The organism is Lysobacter sp. HDW10, assembly GCF_011300685.1.
GTDB lineage: Bacteria > Pseudomonadota > Gammaproteobacteria > Xanthomonadales > Xanthomonadaceae > Solilutibacter.
The window spans coordinates 918,491-930,236 of sequence record NZ_CP049864.1 but is presented as its reverse complement, the minus strand read 5'-3'; the positions used below and the strand labels follow the sequence as shown (position 1 = coordinate 930,236).

Below are 11,746 nucleotides of genomic sequence, written 5' to 3'. Positions count from 1 at the left end.
GACTTCTTGCACATGCTCTCGTCAGCGAGAGGCGCAGCATGGATGATTCACCCCTTCAAGGATACTTCTTGTGAACCTGCCATACCTTCAACGCGGTGCGCTGGCGATCGCCGTCGCTTGCGCCCTGACCGCATGTCCGCAAACACCGCCACCTGCCGCGCAAGCGCCTACCCCTGCGACGGAAGCAGCGCCCGCGAAAGTGACAGCCGGTATTGATACGGCCGGCATGGATACGTCAGTCGCACCTGGCGATGATTTCGACGCCTATGCGAATGGGGGCTGGGCGAAAACCGCACAAATCCCGGACGACCGTTCCAGCACCGGGATGTTCCTGAAGGTGTTTGAGAAAGCTGAACAGCGCACCAAGGAACTCGTGCAAGGCCTCGCGGCGTCAAAACCGGCGCCCGGCACCGACGCACGCCGAATCGCCGACTACTACGCCGCTTATATGGATGAAGCGGGTATTGAACAACGCGGCATCGCACCCTTGCAGCCCACGTTGGACAGCATTGCAGCGTTGAAAGACAAAACCGATCTCGCACGCGCACTGGGTGAAACCATTCGCGCCGACGTCGATCCGCTGAATGCGACCAACTATCACACCGAACATCTATTCGGCATTTTCGTTAGCCAAGGCTTGTCGGATCCGGCACACAACACCGCGTATTTGCTGCAAGGCGGCCTCGGCATGCCGGATCGCGACTACTACGTGTCCAAAGATCCGGCGATGACCGAGATCCGCGCCAAGTACAAAACCTATATTGCTGCTTTGTTGACCCAAGCGAAGATTCCGGACGCAGACAAGAAAGCCGCAGCGATCTATGCGCTTGAAGAAAAAATTGCGCGCGCGCATGCACCGATTGCTGAAACCGATGACGTGCATAAGGCCAATAACCCGTGGCCGGTGGCTGAATTTGCAAAGAAAGCACCGGGTCTGGATTGGGCAACGTTCTTGAAAGCCGCCGGTCTTGATGGACAAGCCACGATCACTGCATGGCAACCGAAAGCGGTCTCAGGCTTGTCGGCACTCACCGCCAGCGAATCCTTGGATGCGTGGAAAGATTGGATGACCTTCCATGCCATCAATGAAAACGCAGGTCTGTTGCCGAAAGCATTTGATGATTTGTCGTTCGGCTTCTATGGCACCACCTTGAACGGCACGCCCAAGCAACGCGAACGCATGAAGCGTGGCCTTGCGCGCGTGAACAACGACCTCGGCGATGCCGTGGGTAAGGTGTATGTCGAGAAGTATTTCCCGGCCTCGTCGCGCGCCCAAGTCCAACAACTGGTGTCCAACCTTTTGGCCGTGTTCCCGGAACGCATCGACAAATTGGATTGGATGAGTGCCGAAACCAAGGCCAAAGCCAAGGCTAAAGTCGCCACCATCAAAGTCGGCGTCGGTTACCCGGACACTTGGCGCGATTACAGTGCGCTTGAAATCAAAGCGGATGATCCGCTTGGCAACCATCAACGTGCGGAACTGGCCGAAACCAAGCACCAGCTGGCCAAGTTGAATGCAGCGCCTGACAAGGGCGAATGGTGGATGACGCCGCAAACCGTCAATGCGGTGAACTTGCCGCTGCAAAATGCGCTCAACTTCCCCGCTGCGATTCTTGAAGCGCCGTTCTTCGACCCGAATGCAGATGCCGCCGCAAACTATGGCTCGATCGGTGCCGTCATCGGTCATGAAATCAGCCATAGCTTTGACAACATGGGTGCCGAGTTTGACGCGGATGGCAAGTTGCAAAACTGGTGGACCAAGGCCGATTCAGATCATTTCAAGGCCAGCTCCAAGAAGCTCATCGCGCAATACAACGCCTATGAAGCTTTGCCGGGCTTGTTCTTGAAAGGTGAGCAAGAGTTAGGTGAAAACATCGCTGACCTCGCAGGTCTGGCCGTGGCGTATGACGCCTATCAAAAGTCCTTGAACGGCAAGCCCGCACCTGTGATCAACGGCATGACCGGCGACCAACGTTTCTTCCTCGCTTTCGCACAAAGCTGGCGTGGCAAGACGCGTGACGCGGCCCTACGTGCGCAGATCCTCGGCGACGTGCACGCACCGGGCAACTTCCGCGTTCGCACGGTCCGCAACATCGATGGCTGGTACACCGCCTTTGATGTGAAGGAAGGTCAGAAGTTGTACCTGAAACCGGAAGCACGTGTCCGTATCTGGTAAGTCGCACACCGCAGCAAAAAAGAAGGCCGCTTTCGCGGCCTTCTTTTTGTCTAGCTCTTTTGTTTGCTTGATCGACTTGGCTTATTTGCCCAAGCCCGGCGAATCCAAATTCAACTTCGTCACGTCAATGCGAACGGCATCTTTCGGAATTTTCGCTTCAAACGCTTTCGTGTCACCCACCACGACAAAGTTCAATGCACCCGGCTTGAAGTACTTGCCTGCGTAGCTTTGTACCTGTGCCGGCGTGACGGCATTGATGCGGTCAATAAAGCGATTCGCTTCCTTCAAGTCGATGCCTTGCACGGCCAAACCACCCAAGACAGAAGACAAACCATCGGTCGACTCAAGACCCATCGCGTAGTTGCCCGTCAAGGTTGCTTTGCGTGCGCTGAACTCGTCAGCACCCACAGCGTCCTTACCTAAACGCAAAGCCTCGGTGCGCATCAAGTCCACCACTTCCATCGAAGACGGATTCTTCGTCAGTGCACCGCTCGTCCATGAGCCCCCCGCAGCGAGCGATTGCAGACGAGAATTCGCGCCATACGACAGACCGCGCTTAATGCGAATTTCCTGATTCAAACGTGCGGAGTAAGATCCGCCCAGAATCGCATTGGCCAAGGTGCCCGCGTAGTAGTCAGGATCTTTGCGTGCGCTCGATTGCACGCCCATCGAGACACCGGATTGACCTGCACCGGTTTGGTTAATGACCCACAACGCACCCTTGTCGACCGTCGTCGGCTTTGCCGGCGCTTCAGGCAGCAAACTGTTGGGTGCCTGCCATTGGCCGAAGTACTTGCTGGCCAAAGCCTTTGCCTGTGCAGGCGTGATATCCCCTGCGAACAAAAGAATGGCCTGATCCGGACGCCACATCGCCTTGTACTGCTTGGCAACATCATCACGACTGATGCGCGGCAACGACTGTGGTGTGCCTGTGGTCGGGTGGCCGTAGGTGTGTCCGCCGTAAACGAGACGCGACAACACCATCGACGACACGGCATTGGGTCGGCTCATGGTTTGCTTGAGCCCGTTCAAGGTTTGCGTACGCAAGCGTTCCAATTCTTCTTGCGCGTAGTCGGGTGCCAGCACGGTGTCTGACATCAAGGCCAAGGCAGCATCGAGCTTGGGCGTTGCGACCGTCATATCGACGCCACTGAAATCCCAACCCGTGGTGACATCCAAACTGCCGCCCAAGGTTTCAGCCGCTTCTGCGATTTGTGCAGCACTCCGGCCCTTTGCACCCTTGGTGATGAGCTCGCCGGTGAAATACGTCAGACCTGACTTGTCTGTCGGGTCATGTTCTGCACCTGCACGCACCATCAAGTTCGTGGTGACCAACGGAAGGCCCGGACGGTTCACGGTAATCACGCGCAGACCGTTGTCCAAAGTCGTTTCCACTGCATTCGGAATATTGATCTTCGGTGCAGGACCGGGTGCGGGCGGTGTGGTCGGGAAATCTGCTGCCTGCGCCGAGCATGCGAACGCAATCGACAGCGCAAGTCCATTCAATAGCAAGCTTGCGGTTCTCATTTCGCGCCCCCTTTCTTGTCGGCTGTAGCGGCTTGTTCCGGCAGATAGTCAATCGTGACTTTCTTGCCATCCAGAATGTATTTCTTCAAAACGCGTTGCACGTCTGCGGCGGTGACGCGTTGGTACTCTTCCAAGCTCGCGTTGGCACGTGCGGCACTGCCTTCAATAATGACGGCAGAGCCCAGCATCATGCCCTTGCCTTGCGCGGATTGCATGCGTGTCAGACGTGAGGTCAACACTTGGGTTTTGACTTTGTCCAACTCGGCGTCGGTGATTTCACCGGTGGCGAGCTTTTTGACTTCATCCAACATCATGGCTTCTGCCTCGGCAGGTGTGTGCCCGGCATTTAAGATCGCCAACAGATAGAAGAGCCCCGTATCGACACGGCCATCCAGTCCGGCCGATGCCTCGAGCGCAACCTGCTCTTTGTAAACAAGGCGTTGATAGAGGCGCGAAGATTCCCCTTGCGACAGCAAAGAAGAGGCGACATCAAGTGCGGCCATATCCGGGTGATTCGACGGTGGCACCAACCAATCGATCAACAAACCCGGTGTCGGTGCGACGGGGCTTTTCACCGTGAAGCGTTTGTCTGCCGTGCGTACGGGTTCTTTGACCGTGACGCGCGGAATCGCCGTGGCAGGTTTCGGAATCCAAGCAAAGTACTGATCCACCCATCCGTCCAACTGCTTCTGATCGAAATTGCCGGCGACAATCAGCACGGCATTATCGGGACGGTAGTAGGTCTTGTGAAAGTCGATCACGTCTTGCACTGAAGCCGCGTCGAGATCCTCAATGCTGCCGATTGTCGAACGCTTGTACGGATGCGTGGTGTACGACAGTGTGCTGAGCGCGTTGAACAACTTGCCATAGGGATTCGACAGCACGCTCTGGCGGTACTCTTCTTGCACCACGGCGCGCTCGGATTTGAAGTTCGCTTCATCCACATTCAAGTTGGACAAACGTTCGGCCTCTGCCCACAGCAAGCGCTGCAAGTGATTTGCGGGCACCGATTCGAAATAGTTGGTGTAGTCGTCACTGGTGCTGGCATTGTTCATGCCACCGACGTCTTCGGTCATGCGGTCGAATTGCTCTGACTTCATGTTCTTGGTGCTCTTGAACATGATGTGTTCGAACAAATGCGCGAAGCCCGAACGGCCTTGCGGATCGTTCTTCGAGCCCACGTCGTACCAAACTTGGACCGAGACCGTTGGATTGGTTTTGTCCGGCACTGAGATCACGCGCATGCCATTGGCCAGCACGCGTTCGCTGTATTGAATTTTTGGAACGTGAATGGATTGCGCGTACACGGGCGCGAACGCCACCATGCCGGCAAGCGCAACCGCTAACAGGGTTTTGCGCATGAGAGACCCCAGTGTTGTGTGGAATCTTTCACATTAACGCAGTCAGGCAGCGCCCAACCCTGCCACCAGTCATGGTCTTACTGTGGGGGCGCTGCGAGCTCTTTGGCGTCCAGACTGCCGTTGCGATTGCGATCTTGGCGTTTGAAGCGCTCGGCGAAGAGGTGCATCTGTGCCGCACGCTGGAGCGCGCGCCCTTTCTTGCCTGGCTGTTCGTCGGCGGTCAATACACCGTCTTTGTTGCGGTCCATTTCGTCGAAGGCATAGATCAGCCAGTTTTGGTACTCCACCAACTGCACTTTGCCGTCACCATCGGTATCCATACGCGCCAAATACTCGCTGGTCGTGCGCACCTGTGCCGTCCCGAGTGTCGGCACGAGGCACGTCAACAGCAGGAGTGCGGCACGCAGGACTGTCATACGGCCAATGCGGGCACGGCGTAGCCGCGCAAGCGCTGCGCAAAGCCTTGCAGAGATTGAATGCCGCTGGCCTCTGCTTGCTTGCACCACGCCTGCAATCGGGCCAAAGACTCCGTGGCATTTGCGCTGCGCGCATCCAGCACCGCGGCCAACTTCGCGCGTTGTTCCATCAACATCTGCATCTTCGGCGAGGTCGACACCCACTGATGCAATTGCGCACGTGATTCTGCAGACAACCAACGGCCGTCATCGACCAAACCCTTTTGCAGTTTGCGTGGTAGCAAGCGACGTACTTTGGTCCCGCGCAATGCCGCTTCTTCGCGGAGTGCGGGCTTTACGACCGTACGATGAAAATCTGTCATTGCTTGGAAGCGGTGTGCGAGCAGTGCTTTCAGCGTATCCATGTCTGGCATGTGGATATTCGGGCGCACGTCCAGGCCGGGCGCGACACGCAGCACACGCGCGAGCTTGACCGCCTGCAGCGCCTTGATCACATACCAACCAATATCCACTTCCCACTTACGCAATGCGAACTTCGCAGAACTCGGGAAAGCATGGTGGTTGTTGTGGAGCTCTTCGCCACCAATCCACACACCCCAAGGCGACAAGTTCGTGGAAGTGTCATCGGTTTCAAAATTGCGGTAGCCCCACCAATGGCCCAAGCCGTTCACGACACCCGCCGCCCAGAACGGAATCCATGCCATCTGAATCGCCCACGCCGCAACGCCCTTCAAACCAAACAAAGCGGCCAGGGTGAATAACAACACGGTAGGGCCGAAGGTGGCGTACGGCGTATACAACTTACGTTCGATCAAATCTTCAGGGCAGCCTTTGCCGTACTGATCAATCGAAGCGCGATCGCGGCGCGCTTCGCGATAGAGTTCAACGCCACGCCAAAATACGGTGCGGATGCCCTTGTGCATCGGGCTATGCGGATCCTCTTCCGTTTCACATTTGGCGTGATGCTTGCGATGAATCGCCGCCCACTCGCGTCCGATCATCGACGTGGAGACCCAAGTCCAGAAGCGAAACACGTGTGCCACCGCCGGATGAAAGTCCACACCGCGATGTGCCAATGAACGGTGCAAATACAGGGTGACTGAGAAAATCGTCAGCTGTGTTGCCAACAACAAATACAGCGCAAAACCCCACCAGCTGATGCCGGTCAAGCCACTGGTCAGTAGATCCACTACGGTTTGCGACACGTCAAACATTCCAAACACTTCAGAGAACCTACATGATGGGGGCAGGCGCTTCGAATCTCACCCTACGATTACGTACGCTGCACCCGTTCGAAGGCGCAACATTCATGGACCCTCGCAATGCCTGAACTGCCCGAAGTTGAAACCACCCGCCGCGGCATCGAACCGCATGTGCTCGGTCGTCGCATTCAGCATGTCGTGCTGCGTCGACCCGATTTGCGCTGGCCGATTCCGCCGGAGATCGCCACAACCCTTCCGGGTGAACAGATTCAGAGCGTTCGCCGCCGCGCGAAATATTTGCTGCTCGATTTCGAGCCTGGCAGCGCACTGCTGCACCTTGGCATGTCGGGCAGCTTGCGCGTGCTCCCGACCGGCACTCCGGTACGCACGCATGACCATGTGGATTTCGAATTGGAAGACAACCACATCGTGCGCTTCAACGACCCGCGCCGATTTGGCGCACTCCTTTGGCAGCCGGCGGGCACCACGCACACCTTATTGGAAGGCTTGGGCCCCGAACCCCTCTCAGATGCCTTCGACGGCGCGTGGCTGTATGCACGCTCGCGGGGACGCAAAGCGAGTGTCAAAACCTTTTTGATGGATCAAGCCATCGTCGTCGGCGTCGGCAACATTTATGCCGCCGAAGCGCTTTTTGCCGCAGGCATTGCACCCTTGCGTGCAGCGGGCTCGGTGAGTCGCGCGCGCTATGAACTGCTGGCCGACGAAGTAAAACGCATTCTTGCCGCAGCGATTCAGCGTGGCGGCACCACATTGCGCGACTTCATCAGTCCCGATGGCAGTGCCGGCTATTTCGCCCAGGAGCTCTCGGTTTATGGCCGCGAAGGTGAGCGCTGCATACGCTGCAGGGCACCGCTGAAACACGCCTACATCGGCCAACGTGCCTCGGTGTGGTGTCCAAAGTGTCAAAAATGAGGGATTCAGCGCAGGCTGCGAGGCTTTCGTTATCCTCTTGATATGAGCACGGCTGATCCCACCGACGGCATTACACAGTGGTTGTCTGCCGCACGGGCGGGCGATCGCGCGTCGCTCGACCGCGTGTTGCAAGCCCTGTATGCGCAACTGCACGACATGGCGCAGCGCCAACTGCGGCAATCAGACGACGATGAGACTTTGGACCCGACCGCGCTGGTGCACGAGGCCTATATCAAACTCGTCGGCTCGAATTCGCCGAGCTTCAATGATCGCGCCGGCTTTTTTTCATATGCAGCCACCGCCATGCGAAGCGTTGTCGTCGACCATGCACGTAGTCGCGTTGCATTGAAGCGCGGTGGTGGCGAGGCGGATGCACGGATCAATGAACTGCCAGAACTCGCCGACGACGGTTTGAGATTGGACGAAGACGTCCTGTCTTTGGATGCCGCGCTACTGCAGTTGGAAGGCTTGGACGAGCACCTCGCAAAGGTCGTTGAACTTCGCTACTTCGGTGGCTTGTCAGAACCGCAGATCGCGGAGATTACCGGGCGCTCCGAACGCACGATTCGCCGTGATTGGCAGAAGGCGCGCATGTTTTTGCTCAACCAATTGCAGGGCCAATAGCCCCTATGGATCGCACGCAATGGCAACGCGTGTCGGACGCACTCGACGCATTGCTAGAACTCGCGCCCGACGCGCGAAGCGTGCGCCTGAAAGAACTCGAAGCAGAAGACCCCGCACTCGCGGCGCAAGTCGTCAGTCTATTGGCGCATGAGCACACCGAAGACCCGCGCGTTGACCAACCGATCGTGACAGCCCCGCCAGGCATGGCGCCCGGCGACGTCATTGGCCCTTACACCTTGGACGGCAAGCTGGGTGAAGGCGGCATGGGTCAAGTGTGGCGCGCGCGGCGCACGGATGGCCTTCATCAGATTCCGATTGCCTTGAAGTTGTTGCGCCCGGGTCTTGCAGATACCAATCTGCGCACGCGGTTTAATCGCGAACGCGAAATCCTGGCGCGTTTGGCGCATCCGAATATTGCGCGACTCCTCGATGCCGGCATTGCATCCACCGGCGTGCCCTATCTCGCACTTGAGTATGTGGAAGGCAGAAATCTGCTCGCCTACGCGCGCGAGCAAGACCTCGACATCGACAGCCGCATCGATCTGTTCAAACAAGTCTGCGATGCCGTCAGCCATGCGCACGCCAACTTGGTCGTGCACCGTGATCTCAAGCCATCCAATATCTTGGTCACCGACACCGGCCAAGTGCGACTGTTGGATTTCGGTATCGGAAAATTGCTTGAAGAAAGCGACGACCTCGTCGAACACACCCACACCGGCTTGCGTCCCTTTACCTTGCATTACGCGGCGCCCGAACAGGTTCGCGGGGAAACCGTGTCGACGCGGACGGACGTCTATTCGCTCGGTGTTGTGCTCTACGAGCTGATGACGGACAAGAAACCGTATCGCTTGAAGCGTGAATCAAGCGCGCAGTGGGAAGAAGCGATTCTGTCGGCCGAAGCCATCAAGCCTTCGCAGGCAGCTTTGCAAAGCGAACGCGCGGATGCCAAGCGCATTTCTCGCGAGCTGGCGGGCGATCTCGACAACATCATCTTGAAAGCGCTATCGAAAGAAGCGAGCAAACGCTATACCTCGGTAGAAGCCTTGAGCTCGGATCTCACGCGCTATCAGGAAGGTCTGCCGGTCAAAGCCCGCGCACAGAGCTTTGGCTATCGCACGCGAAAATTCCTGTCACGGCATCGCGTGCCGATTTTGAGCGGCATCGCACTTGCCGCCGTGTTGCTCACCCTGCTGGGTGTCGCGCTTTGGCAACGCCGTGAAGCCGTGCGTGAAACCGCGCGCGCACAAGCCATGCAGAACTTCATGGTGGGGTTGTTTGAAAACGCGGACGCCGCACAAAAGGGCAAACCGGAAGATGTCGCCACCTTGATCGATGCCGCTGAAGCGCGCGGTGAACGCGAGTTGGTCCGGCAGCCGCGCGCGCATGCGGAACTATTGGCGATGATCGCGCGCATTCGAATTGCGCTTGGGCAATACGATCGCGCGTCCAAGGTGCTCACCCGACAGGCGCAATTGCTCGCGCAAGTCCCCGATGCGCCTTCCAGCCTGACATTGGAAGCGGCGACGCAATCGGGTCGCGTTCAACGCTTGCTTGGCTTTCCCTCGCGTTGCATTGCGATTCTTGAGCCCAAGGTAACCTTGGCCACGAACGAACAAGCGCAGCTGCCTGCGCACGTTTCAGACTTCTATTCGCAATACGCGCGCTGCTTGCGCACCACCAATCGGGCGAGTGCACGCTATTACTTTGAACGCTCATTGTCTTTGCGTCGCAGCGCATTGGGTGACGACATCGGCGTGGTCGAAAATCTCACCGATCTCGCTGCGCTCTCTTTCGACGCGCGTGACTATCCGGATGCCTTGAAGCGCTTCAAGGATGCACTGGCCAAACTGCGTGCACTGGGCGGCGAGCGTCATGTGTTGTCCATTGATTTGCTGCGCAGTATCGGCACCACGTACACCTCGATGCACGACTACGCCTCTGCCTCAGCGGCATTTTCTGAGGCACTTGATCACAGCCTCGAGTTGCAAGGTCCCAACCACCCGCAAACACTCGTGCTGCGCCGCGCCTTGGCGCAAGGCTATGTTGAGCAAGGGCATTACGAAGACGCCGCACGCGAGTATCAACTCGTACAGAACGCATTGAATGACCGTCCGCAAGGCATCGGTAGCGCAATTCGTTCGCAGCTCGACATGGCCGCCACTGCGCAGCAGATGGGTCAGATGGTCACGGCGCAAACGGGTTATCAGCGCGCGGTGCGATTGGCAAACGGACGCGATGACTACGCCGCCGCAGAAATCGAAGCGCTCACCGGTCTCTCTGCGGTGTATCGCGAAAGCGGCAATTATCCTGCCGCCTTGCGCAACGCCAACGTGGCACGCCGACTGGCCAAGAACAACCCGAACATTCCGGTCGATATCGAAAATCGCGCGACAGAAGCGGTGGCAGAGACGCAAATTGCCGACGGTGATTTGGAAAACGCGCTCGAAACGCTCGATCCGGTCTTGCGTAGAAAAGGTGCGCGCGCCTCAAAAGCGCAGGCTTTGAATTTGCATGCGCGCGCACAACTCGCCAAAGATGCGGCGTCGCTCGAGAAAACCCACGAACTGATTCGAATCGCAAGCCGATTGGCTACCAGCGCAGTCCCCGCGGACCCGAATCTGGTGTGGCGTTTGCAAAGCTATGACGCAGATGCCGTGTGCAGAACCTCGTTGCTAGAAGGCAAGAAGGCATTCGACCTGTTGATCAACGAAATCAAAATGGCGCGACCCGATGGTGCCACCCGCCTTCGTGAGACAGAAGCGCTCGCCACGCAGTGCGGTCACCGACTCTTGCCGCCGGCACCTGCAACACCGCGCGTCGCGCCCGCGCCCTGAGCTCAGGGCGACTCTGTGTGTTCGAGCGGTAAGGGCGCTTGCTTTGGGTCGATACTGCCTTCGCCTTTCATCACCCGCTTGAACTCTGCACGACTCACCGAGACATAGCGCTCATTGCCGCCGATCTGCACTTGCGGGCCTTCCTGTAACGCACGACCCGCATCATCGACACGAACGGTCATCGTGGCCTTTGAGCCCGAATGACAGATCGTCTTGATTTCTTGCAACTCATCGGCCCATGCCAACAAAGCGGCACTGCCTTCAAACAATTCACCTTGAAAGTCGGTGCGCAAGCCGTAGCACAGCACAGGAATATGCAATTGGTCGACCACTTCGCTCAATTGCCAGACTTGTGCCTTGGTCAGGAACTGCGCCTCATCCACCAACACACAATTCAAGGGCCCTTGTTGGCGGACGTCATCTTCCACCAGCCGATACATATCTGTCGTTTGGGTGAAGACCAGACCCGGCGAGCTCAGGCCGATACGTGAAGAAATCACGCCTTCGCCGGCGCGTACGTCCAGCTGCGGGGTCAAGATGTCCACGCGCATGCCGCGCTCGCGGTAGTTGTGCGCGGATTGCAGCAAGGTGGTGGTCTTGCCGGCGTTCATCGCCGAATAGTAGAAGTACAGCTTTGCCATGCACGGATTTTACCGTTAGACAAGACTTACCG

At 57.7% G+C, this 11,746-nt stretch carries 9 protein-coding genes; 4 read left to right on the top strand and 5 right to left on the bottom strand.

Translation table 11 applies throughout. From position 1 onward, the window contains the following. Nucleotides 1-76: 76 nt before the first annotated feature. On the top strand, nt 77-2,176 hold the full coding sequence (locus G7069_RS04465; RefSeq protein WP_166297517.1) for a M13-type metalloendopeptidase: 2,100 nt from the start codon (nt 77-79) through the stop codon (nt 2,174-2,176). 81 nt (nt 2,177-2,257) lie between these two features. Here the strand turns inward: G7069_RS04465 and G7069_RS04460 are convergent, their stop codons facing one another. The 4 genes from G7069_RS04460 to G7069_RS04445 all read right to left on the bottom strand — a co-directional run bounded on the left by G7069_RS04460 (nt 2,258) and on the right by G7069_RS04445 (nt 6,694). Further along, on the bottom strand, nt 2,258-3,703 hold the full coding sequence (locus G7069_RS04460) for a pitrilysin family protein (RefSeq protein WP_166294702.1): 1,446 nt from the start codon (nt 3,701-3,703) through the stop codon (nt 2,258-2,260). Continuing rightward, a complete protein-coding gene (locus G7069_RS04455; RefSeq protein WP_166294700.1) occupies nt 3,700-5,064 on the bottom strand; it encodes a pitrilysin family protein in 1,365 nt (454 codons plus the stop codon). Before G7069_RS04455 ends, G7069_RS04460 begins: the two co-directional genes overlap by 4 nt. A 77-nt stretch (nt 5,065-5,141) precedes the next feature. Further along, nucleotides 5,142-5,471, bottom strand: a complete 330-nt coding sequence (locus G7069_RS04450) for a hypothetical protein (protein WP_166297515.1) — start codon at nt 5,469-5,471, stop codon at nt 5,142-5,144. A gap of 5 nt (nt 5,472-5,476) precedes the next feature. Further along, nucleotides 5,477-6,694 (bottom strand): fatty acid desaturase, encoded by a 1,218-nt coding sequence (locus G7069_RS04445; RefSeq protein ID WP_166294698.1) that lies wholly within the window; start codon nt 6,692-6,694, stop codon nt 5,477-5,479. 108 nt (nt 6,695-6,802) lie between these two features. Between G7069_RS04445 and mutM the strand changes: the two genes are divergently transcribed. Genes mutM through G7069_RS04430 form a run of 3 tightly spaced genes read left to right on the top strand, consistent with a single transcriptional unit; the run spans nt 6,803 to nt 11,073 of the window. Beyond that, the gene (gene mutM / locus G7069_RS04440; protein ID WP_166294696.1) at nt 6,803-7,615 is read left to right on the top strand and encodes a bifunctional DNA-formamidopyrimidine glycosylase/DNA-(apurinic or apyrimidinic site) lyase; all 813 of its coding nucleotides are present in this window, start codon (nt 6,803-6,805) and stop codon (nt 7,613-7,615) included. Between the two features lie 42 nt (nt 7,616-7,657). Further along, a complete protein-coding gene (locus G7069_RS04435; protein ID WP_166294694.1) occupies nt 7,658-8,239 on the top strand; it encodes an ECF-type sigma factor in 582 nt (193 codons plus the stop codon). A gap of 5 nt (nt 8,240-8,244) precedes the next feature. After that, on the top strand, nt 8,245-11,073 hold the full coding sequence (locus G7069_RS04430; RefSeq protein ID WP_166294691.1) for a serine/threonine-protein kinase: 2,829 nt from the start codon (nt 8,245-8,247) through the stop codon (nt 11,071-11,073). 2 nt (nt 11,074-11,075) lie between these two features. Here G7069_RS04430 and G7069_RS04425 read toward each other — a convergent pair whose 3' ends face one another. Next, nucleotides 11,076-11,714 carry a thymidine kinase gene (locus G7069_RS04425; protein WP_166294689.1) on the bottom strand — a complete coding sequence of 213 codons (639 nt, stop codon included), beginning with the start codon at nt 11,712-11,714 and terminating at the stop codon, nt 11,076-11,078. Between the last annotated feature and the right edge of the window lie 32 nt (nt 11,715-11,746).